General features: G+C 68.0%; 22 protein-coding genes. 8 read left to right on the top strand and 14 right to left on the bottom strand.

Annotation, left to right across the window (positions count from 1 at the left end; translation table 11 throughout):
* Positions 1-5: 5 nt before the first annotated feature.
* Positions 6-983, bottom strand: a complete 978-nt coding sequence (locus ABAZ39_RS05275) for an alpha/beta hydrolase family protein (protein ID WP_038527476.1) — start codon at positions 981-983, stop codon at positions 6-8.
* 202 nt (positions 984-1,185) lie between these two features.
* Here ABAZ39_RS05275 and ABAZ39_RS05270 point away from each other — a divergent pair, with 202 nt between their 5' ends.
* Complete coding sequence (locus ABAZ39_RS05270; RefSeq protein ID WP_038527473.1) at positions 1,186-1,452, top strand: (2Fe-2S)-binding protein; 267 nt, start codon at positions 1,186-1,188, stop codon at positions 1,450-1,452.
* 560 nt (positions 1,453-2,012) lie between these two features.
* Positions 2,013-2,333 (top strand): hypothetical protein, encoded by a 321-nt coding sequence (locus tag ABAZ39_RS05265; protein ID WP_038527471.1) that lies wholly within the window; start codon positions 2,013-2,015, stop codon positions 2,331-2,333.
* A 19-nt stretch (positions 2,334-2,352) separates the two neighbouring features.
* Here the strand turns inward: ABAZ39_RS05265 and ABAZ39_RS05260 are convergent, their stop codons facing one another.
* The 3 genes from ABAZ39_RS05260 to ABAZ39_RS05250 all read right to left on the bottom strand — a co-directional run bounded on the left by ABAZ39_RS05260 (position 2,353) and on the right by ABAZ39_RS05250 (position 6,874).
* Entirely contained in the window at positions 2,353-4,116 is a 1,764-nt protein-coding gene (locus ABAZ39_RS05260) for a sensor histidine kinase (protein ID WP_038527468.1), read from the bottom strand.
* A 132-nt stretch (positions 4,117-4,248) separates the two neighbouring features.
* Complete coding sequence (locus ABAZ39_RS05255) at positions 4,249-4,851, bottom strand: response regulator transcription factor (protein WP_038527465.1); 603 nt, start codon at positions 4,849-4,851, stop codon at positions 4,249-4,251.
* Positions 4,844-6,874 (bottom strand): sensor histidine kinase, encoded by a 2,031-nt coding sequence (locus tag ABAZ39_RS05250; protein ID WP_051657812.1) that lies wholly within the window; start codon positions 6,872-6,874, stop codon positions 4,844-4,846. Before ABAZ39_RS05250 ends, ABAZ39_RS05255 begins: the two co-directional genes overlap by 8 nt.
* 150 nt (positions 6,875-7,024) lie before the next feature.
* Between ABAZ39_RS05250 and ABAZ39_RS05245 the strand changes: the two genes are divergently transcribed.
* The 3 genes from ABAZ39_RS05245 to ABAZ39_RS05235 all read left to right on the top strand — a co-directional run bounded on the left by ABAZ39_RS05245 (position 7,025) and on the right by ABAZ39_RS05235 (position 10,148).
* Complete coding sequence (locus tag ABAZ39_RS05245) at positions 7,025-8,035, top strand: TRAP transporter substrate-binding protein (protein ID WP_038527462.1); 1,011 nt, start codon at positions 7,025-7,027, stop codon at positions 8,033-8,035.
* Positions 8,036-8,154: 119 nt separating this feature from the next.
* Positions 8,155-8,853 carry a TRAP transporter small permease gene (locus tag ABAZ39_RS05240; protein ID WP_103038948.1) on the top strand — a complete coding sequence of 233 codons (699 nt, stop codon included), beginning with the start codon at positions 8,155-8,157 and terminating at the stop codon, positions 8,851-8,853.
* Positions 8,850-10,148: a TRAP transporter large permease gene (locus tag ABAZ39_RS05235; protein WP_038527456.1), complete on the top strand. Its 1,299-nt coding sequence runs from the start codon at positions 8,850-8,852 to the stop codon at positions 10,146-10,148. The genes ABAZ39_RS05240 and ABAZ39_RS05235 overlap by 4 nt, the downstream gene beginning before the upstream one ends.
* A 91-nt stretch (positions 10,149-10,239) precedes the next feature.
* Here the strand turns inward: ABAZ39_RS05235 and ABAZ39_RS05230 are convergent, their stop codons facing one another.
* The 3 genes from ABAZ39_RS05230 to ABAZ39_RS05220 form a co-directional block, all read right to left on the bottom strand.
* Positions 10,240-10,596 carry a zinc ribbon domain-containing protein YjdM gene (locus ABAZ39_RS05230; protein WP_038527454.1) on the bottom strand — a complete coding sequence of 119 codons (357 nt, stop codon included), beginning with the start codon at positions 10,594-10,596 and terminating at the stop codon, positions 10,240-10,242.
* Positions 10,597-10,715: 119 nt separating this feature from the next.
* Entirely contained in the window at positions 10,716-12,329 is a 1,614-nt protein-coding gene (locus ABAZ39_RS05225; RefSeq protein WP_081862889.1) for a methyl-accepting chemotaxis protein, read from the bottom strand.
* Positions 12,330-12,389: 60 nt separating this feature from the next.
* Positions 12,390-13,145, bottom strand: coding sequence for a transporter substrate-binding domain-containing protein (locus ABAZ39_RS05220; RefSeq protein ID WP_038527451.1), 756 nt, complete (start codon positions 13,143-13,145; stop codon positions 12,390-12,392).
* Between the two features lie 222 nt (positions 13,146-13,367).
* On the opposite strand from ABAZ39_RS05220, the gene ABAZ39_RS05215 reads away from it, so the two are divergent.
* Positions 13,368-15,419: a molybdopterin oxidoreductase family protein gene (locus tag ABAZ39_RS05215; protein ID WP_038527448.1), complete on the top strand. Its 2,052-nt coding sequence runs from the start codon at positions 13,368-13,370 to the stop codon at positions 15,417-15,419.
* 118 nt (positions 15,420-15,537) lie between these two features.
* The gene (locus ABAZ39_RS05210) at positions 15,538-16,632 is read left to right on the top strand and encodes an NAD(P)H-dependent flavin oxidoreductase (protein ID WP_038527445.1); all 1,095 of its coding nucleotides are present in this window, start codon (positions 15,538-15,540) and stop codon (positions 16,630-16,632) included.
* Positions 16,633-16,656: 24 nt separating this feature from the next.
* On the opposite strand, the gene ABAZ39_RS05205 is transcribed toward ABAZ39_RS05210, so the two are convergent.
* From ABAZ39_RS05205 to ABAZ39_RS05175, 7 genes are all read right to left on the bottom strand, one after another.
* The gene (locus tag ABAZ39_RS05205) at positions 16,657-17,694 is read right to left on the bottom strand and encodes a GGDEF domain-containing protein (RefSeq protein ID WP_038527442.1); all 1,038 of its coding nucleotides are present in this window, start codon (positions 17,692-17,694) and stop codon (positions 16,657-16,659) included.
* Between the two features lie 118 nt (positions 17,695-17,812).
* Entirely contained in the window at positions 17,813-18,325 is a 513-nt protein-coding gene (locus tag ABAZ39_RS05200) for a pentapeptide repeat-containing protein (protein WP_051657810.1), read from the bottom strand.
* An 80-nt stretch (positions 18,326-18,405) separates the two neighbouring features.
* Complete coding sequence (locus ABAZ39_RS05195; RefSeq protein WP_038527439.1) at positions 18,406-18,900, bottom strand: thioesterase family protein; 495 nt, start codon at positions 18,898-18,900, stop codon at positions 18,406-18,408.
* Positions 18,901-19,040: 140 nt separating this feature from the next.
* Positions 19,041-22,532 carry a methionine synthase gene (metH, locus tag ABAZ39_RS05190; RefSeq protein ID WP_038527436.1) on the bottom strand — a complete coding sequence of 1,164 codons (3,492 nt, stop codon included), beginning with the start codon at positions 22,530-22,532 and terminating at the stop codon, positions 19,041-19,043.
* 63 nt (positions 22,533-22,595) lie between these two features.
* On the bottom strand, positions 22,596-23,069 hold the full coding sequence (locus ABAZ39_RS05185) for a DUF29 domain-containing protein (protein WP_038527433.1): 474 nt from the start codon (positions 23,067-23,069) through the stop codon (positions 22,596-22,598).
* A 53-nt stretch (positions 23,070-23,122) separates the two neighbouring features.
* Positions 23,123-24,004 carry a methylenetetrahydrofolate reductase [NAD(P)H] gene (gene metF / locus ABAZ39_RS05180; RefSeq protein ID WP_038527430.1) on the bottom strand — a complete coding sequence of 294 codons (882 nt, stop codon included), beginning with the start codon at positions 24,002-24,004 and terminating at the stop codon, positions 23,123-23,125.
* Complete coding sequence (locus ABAZ39_RS05175) at positions 24,001-24,984, bottom strand: ArsR/SmtB family transcription factor (RefSeq protein WP_038527427.1); 984 nt, start codon at positions 24,982-24,984, stop codon at positions 24,001-24,003. The genes metF and ABAZ39_RS05175 overlap by 4 nt, the downstream gene beginning before the upstream one ends.
* A gap of 410 nt (positions 24,985-25,394) precedes the next feature.
* On the opposite strand from ABAZ39_RS05175, the gene ABAZ39_RS05170 reads away from it, so the two are divergent.
* Positions 25,395-26,171 carry an MlaA family lipoprotein gene (locus ABAZ39_RS05170; protein WP_038527424.1) on the top strand — a complete coding sequence of 259 codons (777 nt, stop codon included), beginning with the start codon at positions 25,395-25,397 and terminating at the stop codon, positions 26,169-26,171.
* Positions 26,172-26,225 lie beyond the last annotated feature (54 nt).

Genomic DNA, 26,225 nt, shown 5'->3' with positions numbered 1-26,225 from the left:
AGGGGCTAGCGCCCCTGGCGTTCGATTGCAAGAGCGCGGTCGAAGAAATCGGCGATCTCCGCGTTCAGTCGCTCGTGGAAAGCCGCCCGATCGAAGCCCGGCGGGTCCCAGGCGGGCGGCCCGACCTCCGCCGCGATGGCGGCCGGAACGGGCATCAGGAAGGCGAAATGCCCGGCGTCGCGCACGACCTCGTACTCGGGAGGCACGGGCAACCGGTCACGCAGGTCCTCGGGCTGGGAAGCCGCGATCTGCTCGTCCCGCTCCGCCCGGTACAGGCGGACGGGGATCGTCACCCCGGCGAGGCCGTCCTTGGAGAAAGGAACGCCGACCGGCGCCATCAGGACGGCGGCACGGATGCGCGGGTCGCGCGCTTCGATGCGGGCCGGCGTCTCCTCGTTCCCAAGATGGCAGAAACGCTCACCGGCGGGCGAGGTTCGGCAATGGGCGGCGATGCGTCCCAGCTCCGCCACCCCGCCGGCCGCCACCAGAACCGTGTATCCGCCCGCCGAGAAGCCGAGGGCGCCGACGCGTTCGCCATCGATGCGCCCGGCCAGGTCCGGCTCCGCCAGAACATGGTCGAGCGTGACGGAAAGCTGGGCCGGGCGCTTGCGCCACATCCGCTCCGTGCCGGCGTCCCGGTCGTCGTCGAAGGCGTTGCCCCGGTGATGAACCGCCGCGACCACGTAGCCCCGCCGGGCCAGAGCCATGGCGGTGTCCGCATGGCCGAAGGCGCTCCCCCCGGACCCGTGGGACACGACCACCAGCGGGTGGCGCCCCTCGGCCACCGGCCCGCCTTCCGCCACTTGGAACGTGAAGGGGCCGCGCCGCACCGGCGTTTCCGGTGCGTCCGTCGGATACCAGACCACCGCGCGGGCCATGCCGCCGTCCGACGGGTCAGTGAAGGCCAGCACGCGCATGCCCACCTCCGCCGCGGCAGCGCCCGCCCAAAGGACCACGACCCCAGCGATCGGCAGCCACCCCATTCGCAGCACCGCATCCTCCCACCGCTTGAAGAAAGGCGTCGACGATGGAGGTAGCCGCATCCCCCGTTCGCCAGGGCTGTGACATTCCGCCGCAATCCGCTCAAATTTGGCTGTCATGATTCAGATCAATTGACAATCATTCTCAGTCGCAGCACATTGGCCCCCAGCAAGACCGCACAACACGCACCGCTGCCGGGGGCCCATGTACGTCTGCATCTGCCACGCGCTGAACGACAAGCAGGTTACCAAGGCGCTGGAGAATGGCGCCCGCACCCCGGCCTCCGTCTTCCGGCATTACGAGCGTCAGGTTCAGTGCGGCAAATGCGTTCCGATGATGCGGGAGATGGCCCAAAGCCATTGCGCAAACCAGTGCCAGGCCTGCCCCAGCCAAGCCGCGACGCAGCAGCCTGTCCTGCTGCCGGAGCCAGCCAACGCCGAAAGCTTCCCCTACGGCGTCGCAGCGGAGTGATGGGCCTCGCCCTTTCCCACCCCACCAAGTTATTTCGATAACCCCCGCAGTTCCGCTCAGTTGAAACACAGCAATCGCCGCCCGATTGCCGCCGAGTGCTCTTTCAATCCGGGACGCTATGGAATTATTTCGGAACGGAACAGCCTTTTCGCGCCTTTTTCTTCCGTTCGATAGCGGTTCACCCCTTCCTTTTGGCTGCGACAAATCGCCATAGACTTATACCCCTGGCCCGCTTGACGGGGCGGGGCCGATCGTGCAGAAAGAGTCCAACCCGGATTCAAGAAATCCGAAGCATTCGGAGCGGCATGGAGCGCTCCTGACTGGACGGGACACACAAAAAAACAAGTCGTCTGGAACTGGAATTGCTTTTCATACGTCTATGAAAAGCAACCGGATTGATTCCTTATTTTGGCACCGCAGCAATGAATTTTTGCAATGCACATACTTTTTGAAAACAGGAACCCAACGCAAGGCGCCAACCTGGAACACCGATCGGACGCCCAGTCGAAGGGTCCCGGAGCAATCCGAAGGCCCGGGCAATCAGAAGGGAGAAGCGAGAGATGAGCCGCCGCAACCGGCACGCCCATGACGCCAAATGCCGTACCCTGCTTCAGGCGACTGCCGACCGGCTGGACCGGTTGCGGTCGCAGGTGGAGCGGTTCGGTCTTGAAGGTCACGAGGGCATGAGCCGGGACGAGTTGGAGCGCACGCTGGACGCCCTGCGCGGCCAGCACAACAGGCTGTCCGCCCGCGTCGAGGCGGCGCGCATCGCCACGGATGACGCCTGGACCTTTGCGCGGGCGATCGCCGATCAGGCTGCCGCCGAATTGGCCGACGGCCTCGACGGCATGGAAGCCCGCCTGAAACGCGTGGCGGCCTGACCGCGGCGGCCGGGCCGATTTAATCGGTCTTGAGCAGCACGACGGTCCCCTGTCCGGCCGCCGGAGCAGCAGCCGGCGCGCCGGGCAGGATGATGCGCACCACCGTGCCCTCTCCGGGAGCGCTGCACAGGTCCAGCCGCCCGCCATGAGCCTCGACGAAGCGTTTGGCGAGCGGCAGCCCCAGCCCGGTGCCGGAATGGGCCTTGGTCATGTAGCTGTTCACCTGACGGAAGGGCTCCAACGCGATCTGGATGTCCTCCGGGGACATGCCGATGCCGGAATCGGCGACGGTCAAAACCACGCAGCCCCCCTCGTCGCGCACCGCATCCGCGCGCACGCAACCGCCTGCCGGCGTGAACTTGATGGCGTTGGACAGCAGGTTCAGCACGGCCTGCCGCAGACGGATGGCGTCGGCCATCACCGTCAGGCCGGTTTCGACGGGCGCGCTCTCGACCCGCACGCCCTTCTGACCGGCCAGCGCCTCCATCAACTCCAGGCACTCCCCCAACAGCACGGCGACGCGCACCGGCTCCGGATAGAGTTCCAGCCGCCCCGCCTCGACCTTCGCCATGTCCAGCACGTCGTTGACCAGCGACAGCAGATGCTGGCCGGAGGCATGGATGCTGGCGATGTAATCCTGGTGCTTCGGCGGGCTTGGGCCGAACAGTCCGGACAGCAGCGCCTCGCTGAAGCCGATGATCGCGTTCAGCGGCGTGCGCAGTTCGTGGCTCATGTTGGCCAGGAAATCGGATTTGGCGAGATTGGCGGCCTCGGCATGATCCTTCTCGGCCTCCAGCCGGCGGCGCTGCTCCGCCAGCATGGCCTCGCGGGCGATGCGGGCCTCGCGTTCCGCGTGGCGGCGGCGGCGGACGTGGCGCGTCACCACCAGCGACAGCACCAGCGTCGCCAGACCGGCGCCCGCCGCACCGGCCAGGATGGTGGTGCGCGTCCGGTTCAGTTGGCTGCTGATCTGCTCGAACGGGACGGCCATGATGATCGACCAGCCGGTCTGCTGCGACCGGTGAACGAGAACCAGCGCCTCGTGCCCCTCCCGCGTCGTTGCCGAAAACAGCCCCGGAGTCTGCCCCATCAGCCGGGGCACCATCATGTCCCTCACCCTTTGGCCGACATGCTGATCCGGATCGTGGGACCGCGCGGCGATGACCATGGCGGGGTCGACGACCGACACCGTCCACGCTGCGGGGATTCCGGACCCGCGCAGCACGGCGTCCAACCCGTCCAGCCCGACCGCCAGCGACAGCACATGCCGGACCGGTGTTTCCGCGGGAGTGCCCGGGTCCAGGATCGGCGCGCGGACGATCAGCGCCGGACGCCCCGGCGGCCCGCCCGGCGGCAGGACACCGCCGAGCACCATCCGCCGCAGGTCGGCCGCCTGCCGGGTCACATCGTCCAGCCGTGGCGGTGGCAGGGACGCGCCCAGCGGGTACTGGGTGTGGAACAGGAAGGACATGTCCTCCACCCTGACCAGTCCCATCGCCAACCAGCCGGGTTGACTGCGCACGGCCTCCGCGGCTTCCGATTTCAGCAAGGCGAGATCGTTCACCGTTTTGCGGCTCAGCGCGGCCAGAAGCTCAAGAGGACGGGCCTTGCTTTCCAGGTCCCGGTCGATGGCGACCATCACGGAACGGGCCTGCGCCGCCAGTTCCGCCGCCAGCACGTCCTGCTGCCGGAGATCCAGAATCCAGACCACCACCACCAGGAACACCAGCAGCGGAGCGATGGCGGCGAGCCCCAGGCCAAGCGTCGATGAGGGCAGTCGCAAGACACTCTCCGACCGTTGACGGAAACGGAATGGCGTTCGGACTGGAAGGGGAAAGGCGGCGCGCTTCCCCCACCAATGGGTCGCCTGCATCCGCCCGCCTGTCAAGCCCGCGAGTTGTCCGTCCCCCCTCGCTCACCCCACCGCCGCGAGAATCCGGGCGAGCTCCACCGCCGTCTTGACGCCCATCTTCTCGAAGACATGGGCGCGGTGCACTTCGACGGTCCGCATGCTGATCCCCAGCTCGTCGGCAATGACCTTGTTCAGCTTGCCGGCCACCACCAGACCCATCACCTGCCGTTCGCGCTGGGTCAGGGTCGCCAGCCGGGCGGCGACACCGGCCTGCCCGGCCTGCCGCGCCCGCTCCCCGGCGTCGAAGGCCAGCGCCTCGATCACCCGGTCGACGAGGTCGTTGTCGTTGAAGGGCTTCTCCACGAAGTCGCGGGCGCCCTTCTTCAAGGCCGACACGGCGATGGGCACGTCGCCGTGGCCGGTCAGGAACAGAACGGGCATCCGGCAGCCCATGGCGGTCAGCCGGTCGAAAAGCTCCAGCCCGCTCATCCCCTCCATGCGGATGTCCAGCAGAAGACAACCGGTCATCGCAGGGTCGTAGTCGACGAGGAACGCCTCCGCCGACGGCCAGGAGGCCACCGGGACGTTGCGCGACTGGAACAGCCAGCCCATGGCGTCGCGGATCGCCTCGTCGTCATCGACGATGTGCAGCTTCGGCTCACACATCGGCGGCTCTCTCGTCGTGGGAATTCGCCACGCCGGTCATCGGCGATTCGGACAGGACCGGCAGGGAGAAGAGGAACACGGTGCCGCCATCCAGCGCGGGCTCGAACCACAGGCGCCCCTGATGGTGCTCGATGATGGACCGGCAGATGTTCAGGCCCATGCCCATGCCCTCGGTCTTGGTGGTGAAGAAGGGAGAAAACAGTTTTTCCGCATTTTCGGACGAAATGCCACAACCGCGGTCCTGGATGCGCGTCAGGACCGCCCCGTCCATCGCCTGCACCGTGACGCTCAGGCGGCGGCGGTCGCGACGGGTCGCCGCCATGGCTTCGATGCCGTTGCGCATCAGGTTCATCACCACCTGCTGCAACAGGATGCGGTCGGCCATCACCGCCGGCAGGCCGCGCCCCAATTCCAGCACCAGCTTCACCCCCTGCTGGCGGGCATCGGCCTCCATCAGCGCCACGCAGTCCTCCAGCATCTCCGACAGGCAGCAGAGAGCGACGTTCGGCTCGCTCTTGCGCACGAAGTCGTGGATCCGCCGGATGATCTGGCCGGCCCGCCTGGCCTGACCCGACAGCTTCTCCAGCGCCGTCGCCAGCTCGTCCGGCCGGATGCTGCCGGCCTGGAGGCGGTTGAGACAGCCGGTGCAGTAGCTGGCGATGGCCGACAGCGGCTGGTTCAGCTCATGCGCCAGGGTCGAGGCCATTTCGCCCATGGTGATGAGCCGCGCCGTCTGCTGAAGCCGCTCTTGCTGCTGGCGGGCCAGTTCCTCCGCCCGCTTGCGCTCGGTGATGTCGAGGACGGAGCCCATCCAGCCGGTGTGCCGCCCCTTGGCGTCGATCAGCGGGGCTTCGTAGATCAGCGCGTCGAACCGCTCGCCGTTGGCCCGGCGGAAACGCAGTTCGAAGCCGTTGGCCGGCGCGTTGCCGGCCAGCACGGCGCGGAAGACCTCCTCGGTGTGGACCAGATCCTCGGGCAGCCAATAAGGCATGACCGGCCCGGCCCCCACCAGCTCCTCCGCCGACCAGCCGACCATGCGGCAGAAGGCCGGATTCACGTAGATGATGCGCCCGTCCAGGTCGCGGGCGCGCATGCCCACCGTCAGGCTGTCCTCCATCGCCTTGCGGAAGGCGTGCTCGGCGCGCAGGGCCTCCTCCGCCCGGATTCGCCGGGCGATGTGGCGGCGCACCGCCCACAGGCTCCACAGGGCCGACACGGTCAGCGCGAAGATGGCGGCGATCAGGATGTTGCGCCCGAGGTTGCCGGACAGCTGATGCAGCGTGGCGACCAGGGCCAGCCCATGCCCCGGCGGATCGAAGGGCACGACGTGGCTGCGCCGCGGCTCCGGCATGGCGATGCGCGACTTGGTCCCCAGCACCGCCCCGTAGGGGTCGATGACCTCCAACTGGTAGCGCTGGGCGAACCACCAGGGCACGTGATGGGTCAGCAGGGCGTCGATCGACAGCACACCGGCGAGCGCGCCCGCGAACTCCTCCCCGCGGAAGATGGGGATGACGATCTCGAAGGCGGTGTCCGCGGCCCCCAGCCGGTAGGGCGCCGAATAGGCCCGGCGGCCCGAGGAACGGGCGATCAGGAAGGCGTCGGCGCGCGGGCTGGGTCCGAAGGCGTCGTCCAGCGCCGGGCCATCGTCCACCGGCGGTTCCGACCGCACCGGGCGGCCCTGCGGGTCCAGCCGCACCACCCGCTGGATCGCCGGATTCACCGTCACGATGTGGCGCGCCATCACCGAGTAGTTCACCGGTGTGGTGTCCTCGCGCCCCAGCGATTCGGCGAGATACTGCAGCTTCTCCTCGTCGGAGGTGAGCTGGAAGTGGAGATTCTGCTCCACCCACAGCACGTCCTTGATGAGGGTGAGCGTCTCCTCCTCCCGCTCGCTGCGGTGGAGCACCCACAGGAAGACGCCGAACAGAAGGACGACCAGCGCCATCGCCACGATGGGCATCGCCTGCACCGGGCCGCGCTGGCCAAGGCCATGGGCGGCGCTGGCCGCACCGCCGGTCATGGGGGGGAGAGGTGTTGGCACGGCAACCAATATGTCACGTTCGTAGCTACGGATTTCCACAATAGCGTCGGGGGCGAAATTATCGAACAATGAAAGAATATCAAAGGCCGGACCATCAGTCTGACCAATAACAAGTGGAGGATGACCCCTATGAAGTTCGTTTCGCTGCTGTGCGCCACCGTCGCCGCCGGCTGCCTGATGGCCGCCACCGCCGCCACCGCGCAGGAGCCGATCGTCATCAAGTTCAGCCACGTCGTCGCTCCGGAAACCCCGAAGGGCAAGGCCGCCGAGAAGTTCAAGCAGCTGGCCGAGCAGCGCACCGCCGGCAAGGTGAAGGTCGAGGTCTATCCGAACAGCCAGCTCTACAAGGACAAGGAGGAGCTGGAGGCCCTGCAGCTCGGCGCCGTGCAGATGCTGGCCCCGTCGCTGGCCAAGTTCGGCCCGCTGGGCGCCAAGGAATTCGAGATCTTCGACCTGCCCTACATCTTCCCCTGCAAGGCCGCCCTGGTGAAGGTCACCACCGGCACGATCGGCAAGCAGCTGTTCCAGAAGCTGGAGAACAAGGGCATCACCGGTCTGGCCTATTGGGACAACGGCTTCAAGATCATGAGCGCCAACAAGCCGCTGCACGCCACGACGGACTTCAAGGGTCTGAAGATGCGCATCCAGTCGTCGAAGGTGCTGGACGCGCAGATGCGCGCGCTCGGCTCCCTGCCGCAGGTGATGGCCTTCTCCGAAGTCTATCAGGCGCTGCAGACCGGCGTCGTCGACGGGACCGAGAACCCGCCGTCCAACATGTACACCCAGAAGATGCACGAGGTGCAGAGCCACGCCACGCTCTCCGACCACGGCTATCTGGGCTACGCGGTCATCGTGAACAAGAAGTTCTGGGAAGGCCTGCCGGGCGACGTCCGCACCCAGCTCGACGGCGCGATGAAGGAGGCGACCGAATACGCCAACAACATCGCCCAGGAAGAGAACGACAAGTCCCTGGAGGCGATGAAGGCCACCGGCAAGACCAAGTTCTACGAGCTGACCAAGGAAGAGCGCGCGTCGTGGCGCCAAGCCATGCTGCCGGTCCACGAGGACATGGCGTCGCGCGTCGGCAAGGAACTGCTGGCGAGCATCAAGACCGAGACCGACGCCGCCAAGTGCGAGTGATCGAGAGCGTCTGATCGGGCGGCCCGACCGCCCGGTCCAATCAAGCAAGACCAACGCACAGCCTTCGGCAAGCGCCCGCTCATTCGACGCGGGCGCTTCCTCCTGCGCGCGGAGCCACCATGCCCATGAAAATCCTAGACCATCTGGAGGAGATTCTTATCGCCTTCCTGATGGCTGCGGCGACGACGATCATCTTCATCTCCGTCGCCCACCGTTACGCCGCCGGTTTCCCCATCATCCAGGACTACATCCTCCACTGGAATCTGGCCTGGGCGCAGGAATTGTGCATCTACATGTTCGTCTGGATGGCGAAGTTCGGCGCCGCCTACGGTGTCCGTACCGGCATCCATGTGGGTGTGGACGTCCTCATCAACAAGCTGTCCACGCCCCTGCGCGCGAAATTCATCGTGTTCGGCCTGCTGGCCGGCGCGACCTTCACCGGCGTGGTCGGCACGATGGGGTCCACCTTCGTCTGGCACATGTCGGAAACCGAGCAGGTGTCGGCCGACCTGGAATGGCCGATGTGGATCATCTATCTGGCGATCCCGCTCGGCTCCTACCTGATGTGCTTCCGCTTCCTTCAGGTGATGGTGAACTTCCTGCGCACCGGCGAATTGCCGCACCACGACCACGGCCATGTCGAGGGTCTGGAGGAGGACATCACCGACCCGCAGCGCGCCGCGCAGGACGTCAACTGGTACGAGATGGACGACAACCTGCACCCGCACGACATCGCCCATCACGAGGGCCGCAAGCCCGACAACGGCCCCGGCAACGGCCCGGCCGCCGGTAAGGGACCGAAGGAGAACGACCGATGAACGCCGCCATCATCTTCGGCCTTCTGCTGACCCTGATGCTCACCGGCATGCCGATCTCGATCTCGCTCGGCCTGACGGTTCTGACCTTCCTCTTCACGATGACCCATGTGCCGATCGAGGCCGTGGCGCTGAAGCTGTTCACCGGCATCGAGAAGTTCGAGATCATGGCGATCCCGTTCTTCATCCTGGCCGGCAACTTCCTGACGCACGGCGGCGTGGCCCGGCGCATGATCAACTTCGCCACGGCGATGGTCGGCCACTGGCACGGCGGTCTCGGCCTTGCCGGCGTGATGGGCTGCGCCCTGTTCGCAGCGGTGTCCGGCTCCAGCCCGGCGACGGTGGTGGCCATCGGCTCCATCGTGCTCCCGGCGATGGTGGCCCAGGGCTTCCCGCGGCAGTTCGGCGCCGGCGTCATCACCACCTCGGGCGCGCTGGGCATCCTGATCCCGCCGTCCATCGTGATGGTGATGTACTGCGTCGCCACCAGCGGCAGCCCGCACTCAGCCTCGGTCGGCCAGCTCTTCATGGCGGGCGTCATCCCCGGCCTGATGCTGGCCTTCGTGCTGGGCGGCGTCACCTGGTACCGCGCGCGCAAGTTCGGCTATCCGCGCCTGCCGAAGGCCAGCGCGGGCGAGCGCTTCAAGGCCTTCCGCGAGGCGATCTGGGGCCTGTCGCTGATCGTCATCGTCATCGGCGGCATCTATTCCGGCGTCTTCACGCCAACCGAAGCCGCGGCGATGAGCGCCGTCTACGCCTTCATCATCGCGGTCTTCGTCTACAAGGACATGCCGCTGCGCGGCGTGCCGAAGGTGCTGCTGTCCTCGGCCAGCATGTCGGCGATGCTGCTTTACATCATCACGAACGCGGTGCTCTTCTCGTTCGTGCTGACGTCGGAGAACATCCCGCAGGCCATCGCCGACTGGATCGTCGGCCAGGGCCTGGGCGTGATCGCCTTCCTCCTGGTGACCAACCTGCTGCTGCTGATGGCCGGCAACTTCATGGAGCCGTCGTCGATCGTGCTGATCATGGCGCCGATCCTGTTCCCGGTCGCCATGAAGCTGGGCATCGACCCGGTCCATTTCGGCATCATGATGGTCGTGAACATGGAGGTCGGCATGTGCCACCCCCCGGTGGGCCTGAACCTCTACGTCGCGTCGGGCATCACCAAGATGGGCATCACCGAACTGACCGTGGCCGTCTGGCCGTGGCTGCTGGCGATGCTGGGCTTCCTGGTGCTGATCACCTACGTCCCGATCATCTCCACCTGGCTGCCGCGCGCGCTGGGGATGATGTAATCCCCCGTTGCCGGGCGAAAGCCCATAAGAAAAACCCCTCGCCGGAGCGCTCCGGCGAGGGGTTTTCCTTTTCCGGGGAAGCCGGGGAACGTCAGGCCTTCTTGACGAATTCCGACTTCAGGTTCATGGCACCGATGCCGTCGATCTTGCAGGCGATGTTGTGGCCGTCGGCCCCGTCGACCAGACGGATGTTCTTCACCTTGGTGCCGCCCTTGACGACCAGGGACGAGCCCTTGACCTTCAGATCCTTGATGACCGTCACCGCGTCGCCGTCGCTCAGCGCGTTCCCGTTGGCGTCCCGTACCCCCTGGTCCGCCGCCGCGTCCGCACCCGCGCCGCCTTCGGCCTGCGGGTTCCATTCATGGGCGCATTCGGGGCAGATCCACAGCATGCCGTCCTGATAGACATGCTCGGAGTTGCATTTCGGGCACTTCAATCCGTCGTCCATATCATCCTCGCCTTTCGGGAGCGGCATCCTAGTGCGGCGAGGCGAAAAGCGGAAACGCAACTTGCCCGCGGCGGGCATGCGCGCCCATCGCAGGCAAGTTGCGTGTCGTCGCGGGCCGTTTACGCCGCCTTGATCGAGGCCAGGAACCTCTGCACCTCGTCACGCAGATCGACGAAGCGCGCCTGGAGGGTCTGGGCGACCTCCACCGACTCGCGGGCCGCCGTCGCCACCTCCGACGAGGCGCCGGAAGCGACCGCGATGCTGCGCGTCACGGTGTCGGCCTCGCCGGCCACGGTGCGGACCTTCTCGGCGATCTCGCCCGTCGCGGCCAACTGCTGCTGGACCGAGGCGGCGATCTCCGCCGAACGCTGGCTGAGCTGGCCGATGGTTTCGGTGATGGCGCCGATGGCGGACACGGTCTCCTGGGTGACCGACTGGATGGCGCCGATCTGGGTGGCGATCTCCTCCGTCGCCTTGGCGGTCTGGCTGGCCAGATTCTTCACCTCGCTCGCCACGACGGCGAAGCCCTTGCCGGCCTCCCCGGCGCGCGCCGCCTCGATGGTCGCGTTGAGGGCCAGCAGGTTGGTCTGCCCGGCGATGGAGGTGATGAGGCTGGTGATCTCGCCGATCTTGGCGGCGCCGGCGGCCAGCGCCTCCACCGTCTTGCGGCTGGCGTCGGCGCGGTCGATGGCCTGGGCGGACATGGCCACCGACTGCTTCACGCTCTCGGCGATGCTGCGGATCGACTGGGTGAGCTGCTCCGCCGCCGCGCTGGCGGTCTGGACGGTGCGGCTGGTCTCGTCGGCGGCGCCGGCCACCGAGGCGTTGCACTGGTCGGCGCGCAGCGCGCTCTCCAACATGCTGCCGGCGCTGCCCTTCATTTGCGAGGCGGCGGTAGAGGCCTCGCCGACCGTCGCCTGGACCGAGCGGTCGAAGGCGGCGGCAAGGCGGGTCAGCCGCTCGCCCCGCTGCGCCTCCTCCGCCTGCCGGGCCAGCTTCTCGGCTTCGAGCTGTTCACGATGCTGGGCGTTCTGGCGCAGCATGTCGATGGTGCGGGCCATGGCGCCCATCTCATCGCGGCGATCCAGGGCCGGCACGGCGACCGCATAGTCGCCCTGGGCCAGCCGCCCGACCATGGCGGTGATCTGCATCAGCGGGCGCGTGATGGCCGAGACGACGAGGTAGAGCGCCGCCATGATGGCGAGGAAGGCGACCGCCCCGACGACGATCTGGGTCACCGCGTCGGCGGTCACCCGCGCCTCCACCCGGTCGGTGCGCAGACGCAGGACGAATTCGCCGATGGTCTTGCGCTGCCCGGCCTGCCCGCCGACGATTGGCTTCACCACCTCGATGAAGCCCTTCGCGGCCTTGGTGTCGCCGACCTCGGCGACCACCTTGGCCTTGTCGTCGCGCACCTGGGCGCCGAGGAAGTCGGGATCGGAGGACGGCGCCTTGGCGACCTCGCGCACCTGCTCGGTGTCGAAGTCGTAGAGCGGGATCGCCGCGGCGCGGGCCTGCAGCGACGCCACCATGTCGGCGCGCGCCGCCAGCGTCTCCTTCGCCTGGTTGGCCGAGCTGTGCACGCCCCAGGCGATGGCCAGAACCTGATAGACCAGCAGCACGCCGCCGATCAGCAGCAACGCCCGCAGGCGCAGCCCCAGACCGCCGCCTACATTTCTGCCGCCTTGATTCCCGCTGTCCTGCGTCCCGTCTGCCGCGCCGCTGACCGTCATGATCCGCCCTTTTCTCTTGCTGAACAATCGTTTGCCGAACGGTCGGCGCCCGCCTTGGCGCTATTGGGTCGCCTTGAACCCGGCTTCGAGCTTCGCCAGAACCGCCGCGGCGTCCGGGGTCTTCTTCGACACGACGATGTAGACGTCCAGGCTCTGGACCGACGTGGCCTTCAGGTCGGAAAGCGTCTTCCCACCCAGCGCCTGCTGCATCGGCAGCGAGTATTGCAGCAGCGTCGGCGCCCGCCCGGCCTGGAGAAGCTGCAGCGCTTGGTCGGCGGTGCGCGCATCGACCAGTTGCACCTTGTTGGCCGGGTCTTCCATCCAGGCGCGCCAGCCGCCGTAGGAATAGCCGTTCAACGCGATGACCGCCTTGCCCGACAGATCCTCCTTCGCCTTGACCGCCGGAGCTTCGCCGATGCCGTAGGCGTTCAGCTCGATCCGGGCGATGGGGGCGGCGCTGATCAGCGTGGAGCCGTCGAATTCCTTGACCGTGCGGATTCCCAGGAAGATGTTGAACTCGCCGTCCGCGATGCCGGAGAAGAGGCGGCGGGCCGGGGCCGATTCGGCGGTGTAGGCGATCCCGGCGGCCTTGGCGGCCTTGTCGAACGCCTCGATCAGGCTGCCCTTTGCGGCGCCGCCGTCGGTCTGGGTGTAGGGCGGGAATTCCACATAGCCGAGCTTGACCCCGTCCGCCCGCGCCGTGGCGATCCCCGGAGCGGCCATGCCGGCAACGGCCCCGACCATGGCTCCGAACAGGCTGGCGAACACCCCGGCCCGCAGCGTCCGCCGGGCGCCCCCGGCAACAGTCGCGATCATACGGCTTCCCCTTGCTGTGTCGTTCCGCGCTCGCGCCGGCGCACAGGCCGCCTTATGCGAGTATTTTTTGGAAAACATACATCTTTCCGCGATGCACCTCCACAAGGATAGGGCTGCAATATTGAAATCTGATGGCAGTCCTTAAACAATCCTGACCGGTTGCGGAAAGCCGAACGCCGGACATAAGCTGATCCCCGTTTTCCCCCGCCGAGGCGTCCTTCCGTGAACTCCGTCTTCCTGCCGACCGCCTGCCCGCACGATTGCCCCAGCACCTGCGCCCTCGAAGTGGAACAGGTCGCGCCGGACCGCATCGGCAAGGTCCGCGGAGCCGCCGCCAACAGCTACACGGCGGGCGTCATCTGCGCGAAGGTCAGCCGCTACGCCGAGCGCGTCCATTCTCCCGACCGGCTGAGGACGCCCCTGCGGCGCACCGGCCCCAAGGGGTCGGGCCAATGGGCGGAAATCGGCTGGGACGAGGCGCTGGACCGCATCGCCGACGCCTTCCTGGACGCCGAGCGAGTCCACGGCGCGGAAGCCGTATGGCCCTATTTCTACGCCGGCACCATGGGGCTGGTGCAGCGCGGCGGCATCCAGCGGCTGCGCCACGCCAAGGGCTATTCCCGGCAGATCAGCACGGTCTGCGACACGCCGGCCAACATGGGCTGGCTGGCCGGCCACGGCGACATCCGCGGCGCCGACCCGCGCGAGATGGCCGACAGCGATCTGATCGTGAACTGGGGCGGCAACCCGGTGGCGACCCAGGTCAATGTGATGACCCACGTCAGCCGCGCCCGCAAGGGCCGCGGGGCGAAGCTGGTCACCATCGACCCCTACCGCACCGGCACGGCGGAGGTGTCGGACCTGCATCTGATGCTGCGCCCCGGCACCGACGGGGCGCTGGCCTGCGCGGTGATGCACGTCCTGTTCCGCGAGGGTCTGGCCGACCGTGCCTATCTCGACCGCTACGCCGCCGGGGCGGATCGGTTCGAGGCGCATCTCGCCACCCGCACGCCCGAATGGGCGGCGGCGATCACCGGCCTGACGGTGGAGGAGATCGTCGGCTTCGCCCGCCTCTACGGCACCACCAAGCGCAGCTATCTGCGGCTGGGCTATGGGCTGACGCGCGCCCACAACGGGGCGGCGCAGATGCACGCGGTGTCCTGCCTGCCGGTGGTCACCGGCGCCTGGGCGCACAAGGGCGGCGGGGCGCTCTACTGCTCGTCGGGCATCTACAGCATCGACCGCACCCTGTCGGAGGGGCTGGACCGGCTGGACACCTCGGTGCGCGGCTTCGACCAGTCGCGCATCGGCGCGGTGCTGACCGGGGAGGACATCGCCAGTGGTCCGCCCATCACCGCCATGCTGATCCAGAACACCAACCCGGCGGCGATCTGTCCGGACAGCGCCCGCGTGCGCCGAGGCTTCCTGCGCGACGACCTGTTCGTGGCGGTGCACGAGCAGTTCATGACCGACACGGCGCAGCTGGCCGACATCGTCATCCCCGCCACCACCTTCCTGGAGCATGACGACCTCTACCGTGGCGGCGGGCAGATGCACATCCTGATCGGCCGCAAGGTGATCGAGCCGCAGTTCGAATCGCGCGAGAACCACTGGGTGATTTCCGAGCTGGCCCGCCGCGTCGGCGCCGAGCATCCCGGCTTCGGCATGAGCGCGCTGGAGATCATCGACTCCATGCTGAAGACCTCCGGCCTGACCGACGCCGCCACCCTGACGGAGCAGCGCTGGATCGACGCCCAGCCGGATTTCGAGACCTCGCATTTCCTGAACGGCTTCGCCTTTCCGGACGGGCGCTTCCGCTTCGCGCCGGACTGGGCGGCGCTCGGTCCCTACGGCGCCGGCCAGTTGCCGGAACTGCCGGACCACATGGCGCCCGGCCGCCCGGCCGACGCGGAGCATCCCTTCCGCCTCGTCACCGCCCCGGCGCGGCAGTTCCTGAACTCCAGCTTCACCGAGACGGTGACCGCCCAGCGCCGCGAAGGCCGTCCCACCGTCCTGATCCATCCGGAGGACGCGGCGGACCTCGCCCTGGCCGACGGCGACGCCGTGCGCCTCGGCAACGGGCTGGGCAGCGTCGTCGTCCACGCCAAGCCCTTCGCCGGGGTGCCGCGCGGGGTGGTGATCGTGGAAGGCATCTGGCCGAACAGCGCCTTCCTGGAGGGGATAGGGATCAACACCCTGACCTCGCCCGAGCCGATCCCGCCGGCGGGCGGTGCGGCCTTCCACGACACGGCGGTGTGGCTGCGCGCGGCGTGACGTGGCCACGGCCTCCCATCACCGGACATGATCCGTCCCATCTGAACAAATCATTTTTCACGATGGCCGGACTGTCCTAGCCTCCCTCCGCGGATCACCGAAAGCGGAGGGCGGCGCGATGCCGGTTCACACCAGTCTGACCCAGCGCCTGGGCCTGTCCAACCCCATCGTACAGGCCCCGATGGCCGGGGGCGCCGACACGGCGGACCTCGTCGCCGCGGTGGGCGAGGCCGGCGGGATCGGCTTCGTCGGCGCGGCCTATCTGTCACCGGAGCAGATCGCCGAACGGGCGCGGGCGATCCGCGCCCGGACTTCCCGCCCCTTCGGGATCAACCTGTTCGCCCCCCTGCCCGCGCCCGACGCACCGGGCGCCGGGAGGATGGACGCGGCGGTCGCTGCCATCGCGCACTACCACGCCGACCTCGGCCTGCCCTCTCCCGGAACGCCGGTCCTGGGAGCCGACGGATTCGCCGCCCAACTGGCAGCGGCGCTGGACTGCGGGGCGTCGGCGTTCAGCTTCACCTTCGGCATCCCGCCCGCCGACGCATTGGCCGCCATCAAGGCGCGGGGCATGCTCCTGATCGGCACGGCGACCGGCGTCGAAGAAGCCATTGCGCTGGAGCGGGCGGGCATGGACGCCGTGATCGCCCAGGGTTCCGAGGCCGGTGGGCACCGCGGCAGCTTCGCCACGGGCCCGGGCGAGGTGGATTTCGCCGCCGGACTGGTCGGCACCATGGCGCTGGTTCCGCAGGTGGTGGACGCGGTGAAGCTGCCCGTTCTGGCCTCCGGCGGCATCATGGACGGGCGCGGCATCGTGGCGGCGCTGGCTCTGGGCGCTGCCGGCGTGCAGATGGGTACCGCCTTCCTGACCTGCGCCGAGGCCGGCATCCCCGAGGCGCACAAGCGGGCGATCCTCGACGCCCGCGAGACCCAGACGCGGGTGACCCGCGCCTTCTCGGGCCGCCCGGCGCGCGGGATCGTGAACCGGGTCATGGAGGACATCGCGGACGGCGACGCCCTGCCCTTCCCCCTTCAGAACGCGCTGACCCGCCCGATGCGCACCGCCGCGGCGCAGCAGGGGCGCGCCGAGTTCCTGTCTCTGTGGGCCGGACAAGGCGTCCGCCTTGCGCGGCGGCAGACGGCGGCGGAGCTGATGGCGCGGCTGGTGGACGAAACCGACGCCACGGTCCGGCGCCTGACGGGGATCATCTGACGGAAGCCATCGTATGAGCGGCGGTCAGCCGGCCACCGTGGCCTCCGCGCAGACGCGGTTGCGCCCGCCGCGCTTGGCGGTGTAGAGCGCCTCGTCGGCGCGGCGCAGCAGGGCCAGCAGATCCTCGCCGGGCCGGTATTCCGCCGCGCCGACCGACAAGGACACCGATCCGTAGTTGGCGTTGCGCGTCCGGTTGATGATCTGCCGCGACCCCACCGAGGCGCGAAGCTGCTCGGCCACCTTGATGGCGTTGGCAAGCGCGGTGTGGGGCAGGATGACGCTGAACTCCTCCCCGCCGTAGCGGGCGACGGTGTCGCGCCCCTTCACCCCCTCGGTCAGCACCTTGGCGACCAGCTTCAGCACATGGTCGCCGACGAGATGGCCATGGACGTCGTTGAAGCGCTTGAAATGATCGATGTCCACCATCAGCAGGGTCATCGGCATGCCGGTCTGCATCGCCTCCTCCGCGGCGGAGGCCAGCGCCAGATCGAAGCCGCGCCGGTTGACAATGCCGGTCAACCCGTCGGTCATCGCCTCGCGACGCGCGGAATCCAGAACGACGCGCAACTCGGCCAGCTGCTGGCTGGATTCGAGGAGCTGGCTCTGCAGACGGGTCTGGCGATCCACGATGGCGGTCGTCTCCGCCGCGATGGCCGCCACCATGGCGCGCAGCTCGGCCAGGCTCATCGGCTGGTCCAGTTCCCCCCGGAAACCGGCCAGCGCCTGCCCGTAGCGGTCAGTCTCCGACCCGACGCTGCCCAATTGGTCGAGGATGCGCCCCAGAGCGACGCGCGCGCGTTCCGACGTTTCGCGGATGGCCTGGGCCTCGGCATCGAGCGTGAAGAAGCGTTTGTACAGCTCGTCGCAATGACCTTGCGACAGCGTGGCGCCGTCGCGCTGGGCCAGTTCGATGGCCCGCGTCAGGTCCGGGTTCTGCCCACCGAAATAAGCGTACCAGAGGGTGAAGTTTTCCGGATTCGGCAGAAGCCCATGGACGGCGATCCGATCCATGGCGCGGCTCGCGAGAATCCGCGCCGTCTCGAAATCCTGATCGCCCGCCATCGTGCCCGCCTTTCCACTGCGTTTTGAAAAAAGCTACCGCAGCGGGAAAGAGACGGGCAAGCGACTTTCCAAATGGGTCACTATATTACAATTGCGAGGAAATTTACTTACGAATTCCTCAGTTGCACTGACCTACGGATTTCTCGGCGCACACCGTCGTGCCGTCGATCCAGGTGGCGCCCGACAAATCGGCGTGCCGCAGGTCCGCCCCGCCGAGACGCGCCCCGGTGAAGTTGGCGTTGTGCAGAATGGCGTTCACCAGCTTCGCGTTGCGCAGGTCGGTTTCCTTCAGGGACGCCCCGGTCAGATCGGCCCGCGTGAAATCGGCCTCGATCAGGCGGGCGCCATCCAGCTTCACCCCCGGCATGGTGGCGCTGAAGAATTTCGCGCGGTAGCTGTCGGTCTCCGAGAGGTCGGCGTCCTTCAGCGTGGCCCGCTGGAAGGTGGCGTCGCGCAGCATTGCCCCGGCCAGTTTCGCCGACGACAGATCGCGCCCGTCGAAATAGCAGCGGCGCCAGTTCACCTTCGGCTGCGCCGGGTCGGTGCATTCGGCCAATGCGGCGGATGGGACCAGGGCTGTGCCCAGGAAGGTGGAAAGTACCGCGAAGGCGGCGAAAATTGTCGTCTTCATGCGCCAACAGATAGTGTCGCAGGGGCCGAATAACAAAGGGTCCGGCGCAACAAAAGGCGGTGGTGGGCAGCGACTTACCGTCACGCCCCCTTCGGCGTCCGCAGCGCGACCGAACGACCGGCCTGCGGCGGCACGGGCAGAGCGGCGTGCTCGGCCGCGGTGCGTGTCAGCCGCTCCGCGGTTTCCGGAGCCAGCGGCACCGAACGGCGCTCCGCCAGATCGACATGGAGCAGGACGAATTCCGCCGTGGCGGCGAGGAAGCCGTCCTCCTCATGGCGCATTTCGTGGAACAGATGCAGCCGCTTGGCGTCCGCACCCAGGACCAGGGAGGTGAAGGTCAGCCCATCCCCCTCCGTCACCTCGCGGGCGTAGGTCAAGTGCGCCTCCACCGCGAACATCGACCGTCCCTCACCCTCCGCATAGGCCTTGCCGATCCCGAAACGGTCGAGCACGGCATCGGTCGCGTGATCGAAGGCGAGCAGGTAATAGGCCACGTTCATGTGGCCGTTGTAGTCGATCCACTCCGGGCGGACGGTTTCCCGGTGCAGGCGAAGCGGGGTGGGCGAATGGTTCATGCCCTCAAGGATAAGCGATGCCGCCACGCTTTGGGAACCGGCTTGGACGGTCAGCCAAGCCGGTTCCGGCGATCCTGGAACGCCTCTTTCCCCATCGCGACGCGGGAAAGGAGGCGATGCCCCGGTTCAGGCGCCCCGCGTCACACGCTGAAGTACTTCGCCCGCGGGTGATGGAGGACGATGGCGGACGTGCTCTGCTCCGGGTGGAGCTGGTGCTCGTCGGACATCTCCACGCCGATCCGCCCGGCGTCGAGGAGCGTCAGAAGCTGCTCCTGGTCGGCGAGGTTCGGGCAGGCCGGATAGCCGAAGCTGTAGCGGCTGCCGCGGTAGGCCTGCTGGAGCAGCTTCTCCTTATCGCGGCTGTCCTCGGCGCCGTAGCCCAGCTCGGCGCGGATGCGGGCGTGGACATACTCCGCCATGGCCTCGGTCATCTCCACCGACAGGCCGTGCAGGTAGAGGTAGTCCTGGTAGCGGTTCTCGGCGAACCACTCCCGCGCCACCTCGGCGCAATGCTGGCCCATGGTGACGATCTGCAGGCCCAGCACGTCGCGCTCGCCGTCGTTCACGTCGCGCAGGAAGTCAGCGATGCACTCGCCGTCCTCCTTCGCCTGACGCGGCAGGGTGAAGCGGGCGACCTCGCTGGTCCCATCCTCGGCGAACAGGATGACGTCGTCGCCGTCGGCCGCCGCCTTCCAGTAGCCGTAGACCGCCTGGGGCCGCAGGATCTCCTCCTTCGCGGCGATCTGAAGAATGCGGTCGAGCACCGGGCGAAGCTCCTTCTTCGCCCACTCCTTGAACTCCTCGAAGGACTTGCCGTCCTTCCGGTAGCCCCACTGGAGCTGGTAGAGCATGCGCTCGTTCAGGTAGGTCACCAGCGTCTTCAGCGGGACATGCTCGATGACCTTCGGCCCCCAGAAGGGCGGCGTCGGCACCGGCACGCCCTCGGCCAGACGGGCGCGGCGGGCGCGGGCGGCGTCCTTGTCCACCGGACCGACGGTGGCGCTCGTCGCCTGCCCGAGCACGCGGCGGCGGTTGACCGCCCGGCCCGCCCGCTTGGCCTGCTGGATGGCGAGCTGCTGGTCGAAGCTGCCGCCCACCACCTGATCCATCAGGGTCAACCCGTCGAAGGCGTCGCCCGCGTAGGCCACGCGACCCGAGCCGTAGGAGGCCACGCAGTCCGTCTCCACATAGGCGCGGGTCAGCGCGGCGCCGCCGAGCAGGACCGGAACCTCCAGCCCCTCGCGGGTCATCTCCTCCAAATTCTCGCGCATGACGACGGTGGACTTCACCAGCAGGCCGGACATGCCCACGGCGTCGGCCTTGTGCTCCTTCGCCGCCTGGATGATCGCGCCGACCGGCTGCTTGATGCCCAGGTTGACCACCTTGTAGCCGTTGTTGGTCAGGATGATGTCGACGAGGTTCTTGCCGATGTCGTGGACGTCGCCCTTCACGGTGGCCAGCACCATGGTGCCCTTCTGCTGGCCGTCCAGCTTCTCCATGTGCGGCTCCAGCCACGCCACGGCGGCCTTCATGGTCTCCGCGGACTGGAGCACGAAGGGAAGCTGCATCTTGCCGGCGCCGAACAGCTCGCCCACCACCTTCATGCCGTCGAGCAGGTAGGTGTTGATGATCTCCAGCGGCGGGTGGGTCTTCATCGCCTCGGCGAGATCGTCCTCTAGCCCGGTGCGGTCGCCGTCGACGATGCGCTCCTTCAGCCGTTCCTCGACCGTCTCGGCGCGGGCCTTCTTCTTGGCGTCCGCGGCCTTGCGGCCTTCGAACAGCGCGATGAAGGCCTGGAGCGGATCATACCCTTCCGCGCGGCGATCGAAGATCAGGTCCTCGGCGGTCTTGACCTCCTTTTCGGGGATCAGGTGCAGCGGCATGATCTTCGACACATGCACGATGGCGCCGGTCATGCCGCGCTTCACCGCATGGTCGAGGAAGACCGAATTCAGGACGTGGCGCGCCGCCGCGTTCAGGCCGAAGGAGACGTTGGACAGGCCCAGGATGATCTGGCAGCCGGGCATCTCACGGCTGATCGCCTCGATGCCCTCCAGCGTCCAGATGGCCAGCTTGCGGTCGTCCTCGTTGCCGGTGGCGATGGTGAAGGTCAGCGGGTCGAACAGCAGGTCGTGGGCCGGCAGGCCGAACTCGTTGACCGCGAGGTCGTAGAGGCGCTTGGCGACGGCGAGCTTGCGCTCCGGCGTCTTCGCCATGCCCTCCTCGTCGATGGTCAGCGCGATCACCGCCGCGCCGAACTTCTTGGCGAGCGCGAGGCGCTTGCGGGCCGGCTCCTCGCCGTCCTCGAAGTTGATCGAGTTGAGGATCGCCTTGCCGCCGTAGAGCGCCAGCGCCTTCTCCAGAACGATGTATTCGGTGGAGTCGATGACTAGCGGGGCGGTGACCGAGCCGGCGAAGCGCTGCACGACGGCCTGCATCTCCGCCACCTCGTCGCGGCCGACGAAGGCGGTGCAGACGTCCAGCGTGTGCGAGCCTTCCTTCACCTGCTCGCGCGCCATCTCGACGCAGCCGTCCCAGTCGTTCTTCTCCTGAAGCTCGCGCCACTTCTTGGAGCCGTTGGCGTTGCAGCGCTCGCCGATGGCGAAGAAGGCGTTCTCCTGGCGCAGCGTGACCTGGGAGTAGAGCGAGGCGACCGCGGGCACCCAATGGACCGTGCGGCCCTTCGGATTCGGGCGGTGCGAGCCCGCCGGGGCCAGCTTGCGCAGCATCTGGTTGGCCGCCGCGATGTGCGGGACGTTGGTGCCGCAGCAGCCGCCGACGAGATTCACCCCATCCTCAGTCACGAAGCGCTCCAGCCAGTGCGCGAAGTCGTCGGCGCGCAACGGGTAGTGCGTCTTGCCGTCGACCAGTTCCGGCAGGCCGGCGTTCGGCTGCACGGAGACGAGGCCCGGCCAGTTCTGGGTCAGCCACTTCACATGCTCGCTCATCTCCAGCGGGCCGGTGGCGCAGTTCAGGCCCATCAGCGGGACGTCCAGCGCCTGGATCACCGTGGCCGCCGCGGCGATGTCGGTGCCGACCAGCAGCGTGCCCGTGGTTTCCACCGTCACCTGGACGAAGACCGGCGTGTCGCTTCCGGCCTCGGCGCGGGCGCGCTTGATGCCGTTGACGGCGGCCTTGATCTGCAGCGGGTCCTGGCAGGTCTCGACCAGGATGGCGTCGGCACCGCCGGCGATCAGACCGGCCGCCTGGACGAAGAAGCTGTCCTCAAGGTCCTGATAGGGGATATGGCCCAGGCTGGGCAGCTTGGTGCCCGGCCCGACCGAGCCGATGACGAAGCGCGGCTGCCCGTCCGTGAAGGTCTCCGCCGCCTCGCGCGCCAGTTCGACCGCGCGCTGGTTGATCTCGAACGCCTTCTCGGAGATGCCGAACTCGCCCAGCGTCACCGGGGAGGCGCCGAAGGTGTCCGTCTCCACCATGTCCGCGCCGGCCTCGAAATAGCCGCGGTGGATCTCCCGCACGATGTCCGGACGCGAGAGCGGCAGGATGTCGGTGCAGTTCTCGTGCCCCCAGTAGTCCTTCTCCACGTCGAGATCGAGCGCCTGGATGCGGCTGCCGAACCCGCCGTCGCAGAGCAGGACGCGGTCGCGGAGAGTGTCGAGAATGTGCGGCATGGGAAGATCGGGTCCGTTTCGGAAGGAAGGTCGGGCGGAAAGGGTCAAGAGGTTGTCAGCGGTTCACTCAAGGCCATGGCGGTTCGTGGGCCACCAGTCGTGATCAAGCACCTGCTCCAGCGTGTAGGGGCAATCCTGTGGGACGGCGTCTTCGGACATTCCATCCCGGGCGAGACCAAGGACGGCCAAGCGGCGGGCATCCCGGTGGGCACGCGCGAGGTCAATTTTCTTGCGCAGGCTGGGGCTGGCGTCGATCTCGTCCCAGGCGGCGATGCGGTGATTGACCACCGACTCCCGCCACCCCAGCCGGGGGTCGGGCGCGGGCGAACGTTCGAGCTTCAGAAGATGCTCGATCACCCGCTTCAGTGCGCTGCCAAGCGCCTTGGCATCCGAACGCCCCATGTCCTCGATCTCCCCCGCCACATGCTCCCAATCGATGGGCGTATCGAGGCGTTCGCGGGCGGCTTCGCGGAGAAGGCGGGCCTGTTCCTGGGTCCAGGCGTAGAAGTCGTCGTCGTAGCCGATCCGGCTGTCCATGGCCCTTCCTCCGCGACCGCGATGATCCGCAACACCCTAGCACAGGGGGGCGGTCAGGACACCGCCGGCTGCTTTGCCTTGACGCCCAGCATTCGGCAGATGGCCACCGTCAGGTCGGAGCGGTTCAGCGTGTAGAAATGGAAGTCCTTGATGCCCTGGGCCTGGAGTGCCTGGCACTGCTCCGCCGCCATGGTCGCGGCGACGAGCTGACGGGTCTCCGGATCGGCGTCCAGCCCCTCAAAGGTCTCGGCGAAGCGCTTGGGCATCGCCGCCCCGCACTTGCCGGCGAACTCCACCGCGCGGGCGAAGTTGGTGATCGGCAGGATGCCGGGCACGATCGGCACGGTGATGCCGGCGGCGGCGCAGCGGTCGAGGAACCGGAAATAGGCGTCGTTGTCGAAGAAGAACTGGGTGATCGCCCGGGTCGCCCCGGCGTCCACCTTGCGCTTCAGGTTGTCCAGGTCGAACTGGGCGCTCGGCGCTTCCGGATGGGACTCCGGATAGGCGGCGACGGAGATCTCGAAATCGGCGACCTTCCTCATCCCCGCCACCAGATCGGCGGCGTAGGCGTAGCCGCCGGGATGCGGCACGTAGCGCCCACCCACCCCGCCCTCGGTCTCCGGCGGATCGCCGCGCAGGGCCACGAGATGGCGGATGCCGGCGTCCCAATAGGTGCGGGCGATGGCGTCGATCTCCTCGCGTGTCGCACCCACGCAGGTGAAGTGGGCGGCGGCGGGGATGCCCGTCTCCTTCTGGATGCGCGTCACCGTGTTGTGCGTGCGCTCGCGGGTCGAGCCGCCGGCCCCGTAGGTCACCGAGACGAAGGACGGGCCGAGCGGGGCCAGGCGCTGGATCGCCTGCCACAGGCTCTGTTCCATCTTCTCCGTCTTGGGCGGGAAGAATTCGAAGCTGACCGACGGGGTGCCGGACGTCATGACTGGGCTCCGCTGATGGAGAGGATGGAAGACACGGCCGGGGATGCGCCCTTCGCGGCGCGCACCGCCGGCCAGATGGTTACGGTAAGCGGTTCGCCCGGCAGATGCACCACCGCGCCGCACTCCAGGCCGGATTGGCGGCACCAGGCGGCGACCTCGGCGTCGGAGAAGCCCAGCCGGCGGTGCGCATGCTCCGCGCGCAGGGTCTCCAGGACATGGGGGGCGAAATCGACCACCAGCAGCAGGCCGCCGGGCCGCAGCACCCGCGCCGCCTCGGCCAGAAGATCGGCCGGCGCCTCCGCGAAGTGCAGCACTTGGTGGACGACCGCCGCGTCGAAGGACCCGGACGGAAAGGGAAGCTGGTACATGTCCGCCTGCCGCACGTGGCAATGGCGAAGCGCCGTATCCTCCAGCTTGGTGCGGGCAATCGACAGCATCTCGCGCGACTGGTCGACGCCCACGGCGCGCCGGGCGCGCGGCCCCAGCACCTCCAGCATGCGGCCCGTGCCGGTGCCGATGTCCAGAAGGTCGCCGATCCCGTCGGCGGGGATCAGGCGCAGCAACGCCTCCTCCACCTCGCGTTCCGGGACGTGGAGGGAGCGGATTTCATGCCAGCGGGCGGCGTTCTCCCGGAAGTAGCTGGCCGCCGCCTCCGAGCGGGCGCGCTTGATCGCGTCCAGCCGCTCCAGGTCCAGCGTCAGCGTCGGGTCGTCGGACGGGATGGCGTCCACCAGCACCCGCGCCAGCTCGCCCGAGGCCCCGCGTTCCGTCAGCCGGTAAAAGGCGAAGGTGCCCTCCCGGAAGCGGTCGAGCAGCCCGGCGTCGCACAGGAGCTTCAGATGGCGCGACACCCGCGGCTGGCTCTGCCCCAGGATCTGGGTCAGTTCGGTCACCGTCAGCTCGCCATGCGCGCACAACGCCAACAGCCGAAGCCGCGTGGTTTCCGCCGCCGCCTTCAATGTCGCAAGCAGTTCGTCCATGACCGCCGGCACCGTCCCCAATGCCCCCGAAGGGCTGGCCGACCACCGCGGTCCGCCATGCGGGATACAGATATAAAGATATCTTTATGCAGCGTAAACACGTTTTCACCGCACCCCTTCCAATCGGGGGGAAGCGGCTGACGGAACCCCCGGACGGCACGCGAAGGGCGCGGCAATCCTACCACAAGGGGCGGTATCCGTATGGTGACCTCGCGTGGCACGCTGGTCAAAAGGCGGCGCCTGTGTTAGGCACGGAACAAAGGGATCGCACGGATTTTCCGGGCGATGTCCTGTCCGGCAGCGTCCGTTGCCGCCCGGCGGGGGGGGTCGAACCCTTCGGACGTGGCGCGACGGGGCCGCGGAATCGGATGCCCCGCCCAAAGTCGTGTCCCCAGAAAGAGCCGTCGCCGATGAAGCTGGCCAACCTCTCCCGCTCCCTTCTTCGCTCGGCCGCCGTGGCCGTCGTCGCCCTCGGCATGGCGGGCTGCGCAACCGCGCCCGGCAGCAACGAAGCCGATGTCACGGTCAGCGATCCCCTGGAGATTCCCAACCGATTCGTCTTCGCCGTCAACGAGACCGCGGACATCCTGCTGATCCGCCCGGCGACGGAAGTGTATGTGGGCGTCGTCCCCGACCCGCTGCGTCAGGCGGTGCACAACTTCGTCCAGAACCTGCTCGGCCCGCTCTACATCGCCAACAACCTGTTGCAGGGTGATTTCGAGGGCGCCCAGGTCGCCACCGGCCGGTTCATGACCAACACCATCCTCGGCCTCGGCGGCCTCGCCGACGTGGCGACGGAGGCCGGTATCGGCGACCGTCCGGAGGATTTTGGCCAGACGCTGGGTGTCTGGGGCGTCGGACCGGGGCCCTACGTGGTGCTGCCGTTCCTCGGCCCGTCGAACGTCCGCGACACGCTGGGCTACGGCGTCGACACGTTGGCCGACCCGTTCCGCATCGGCACCAACGCGGCCGGGGCGGACGGCGCGCAGTACGGCCGGACCGCCGCCGCCGGTCTGGACCGCCGCTCGCAGCTCCTGCGCGAGATCGACGACCTGCGCAAGAACTCGCTGGACTTCTACGCGACGGCCCGCAGCCTGTACGCGCAGCAGCGCCGCGCCGCGATCGCCAACGACATCGCGCCGGCGACGCCGGAGTTCCCCGATTTCGACGAACCCGCCAAGAAATAAGGAGGAGGCCTGCCGCGGTGCGACCGTCCGCGCTCGATCCTTTAACCGATTGAG

Source organism: Azospirillum argentinense (assembly GCF_000632475.1).
Classification (GTDB): domain Bacteria; phylum Pseudomonadota; class Alphaproteobacteria; order Azospirillales; family Azospirillaceae; genus Azospirillum; species Azospirillum baldaniorum.
Note: the sequence above shows the minus strand (reverse complement) of the source record. Positions and strands in the feature narration are given on the sequence as shown.

Excerpts from the sequence above, each read along its gene's own strand:
- ABAZ39_RS05265 (WP_038527471.1), top strand. The coding sequence starts at position 2,013 with ATGAGCCGCCGCAACCGGCACGCCCATGACGCCAAATGCCGTACCCTG.
- metH (WP_038527436.1), bottom strand. The coding sequence starts at position 22,532 with ATGCCGCACATTCTCGACACTCTCCGCGACCGCGTCCTGCTCTGCGAC.
- ABAZ39_RS05175 (WP_038527427.1), bottom strand. The coding sequence starts at position 24,984 with ATGGACGAACTGCTTGCGACATTGAAGGCGGCGGCGGAAACCACGCGG.
- ABAZ39_RS05205 (WP_038527442.1), bottom strand. The coding sequence starts at position 17,694 with ATGGCGGGCGATCAGGATTTCGAGACGGCGCGGATTCTCGCGAGCCGC.
- ABAZ39_RS05185 (WP_038527433.1), bottom strand. The coding sequence starts at position 23,069 with ATGGACAGCCGGATCGGCTACGACGACGACTTCTACGCCTGGACCCAG.
- ABAZ39_RS05170 (WP_038527424.1), top strand. The coding sequence starts at position 25,395 with ATGAAGCTGGCCAACCTCTCCCGCTCCCTTCTTCGCTCGGCCGCCGTG.
- ABAZ39_RS05230 (WP_038527454.1), bottom strand. The coding sequence starts at position 10,596 with ATGGACGACGGATTGAAGTGCCCGAAATGCAACTCCGAGCATGTCTAT.
- ABAZ39_RS05200 (WP_051657810.1), bottom strand. The coding sequence starts at position 18,325 with ATGAAGACGACAATTTTCGCCGCCTTCGCGGTACTTTCCACCTTCCTG.
- metF (WP_038527430.1), bottom strand. The coding sequence starts at position 24,004 with ATGACGTCCGGCACCCCGTCGGTCAGCTTCGAATTCTTCCCGCCCAAG.
- ABAZ39_RS05195 (WP_038527439.1), bottom strand. The coding sequence starts at position 18,900 with ATGAACCATTCGCCCACCCCGCTTCGCCTGCACCGGGAAACCGTCCGC.
- ABAZ39_RS05255 (WP_038527465.1), bottom strand. The coding sequence starts at position 4,851 with ATGTGTGAGCCGAAGCTGCACATCGTCGATGACGACGAGGCGATCCGC.
- ABAZ39_RS05275 (WP_038527476.1), bottom strand. The coding sequence starts at position 983 with ATGGGGTGGCTGCCGATCGCTGGGGTCGTGGTCCTTTGGGCGGGCGCT.
- ABAZ39_RS05235 (WP_038527456.1), top strand. The coding sequence starts at position 8,850 with ATGAACGCCGCCATCATCTTCGGCCTTCTGCTGACCCTGATGCTCACC.
- ABAZ39_RS05220 (WP_038527451.1), bottom strand. The coding sequence starts at position 13,145 with ATGATCGCGACTGTTGCCGGGGGCGCCCGGCGGACGCTGCGGGCCGGG.
- ABAZ39_RS05270 (WP_038527473.1), top strand. The coding sequence starts at position 1,186 with ATGTACGTCTGCATCTGCCACGCGCTGAACGACAAGCAGGTTACCAAG.
- ABAZ39_RS05250 (WP_051657812.1), bottom strand. The coding sequence starts at position 6,874 with ATGACCGGCGGTGCGGCCAGCGCCGCCCATGGCCTTGGCCAGCGCGGC.
- ABAZ39_RS05225 (WP_081862889.1), bottom strand. The coding sequence starts at position 12,329 with ATGACGGTCAGCGGCGCGGCAGACGGGACGCAGGACAGCGGGAATCAA.
- ABAZ39_RS05245 (WP_038527462.1), top strand. The coding sequence starts at position 7,025 with ATGAAGTTCGTTTCGCTGCTGTGCGCCACCGTCGCCGCCGGCTGCCTG.
- ABAZ39_RS05240 (WP_103038948.1), top strand. The coding sequence starts at position 8,155 with ATGCCCATGAAAATCCTAGACCATCTGGAGGAGATTCTTATCGCCTTC.
- ABAZ39_RS05210 (WP_038527445.1), top strand. The coding sequence starts at position 15,538 with ATGCCGGTTCACACCAGTCTGACCCAGCGCCTGGGCCTGTCCAACCCC.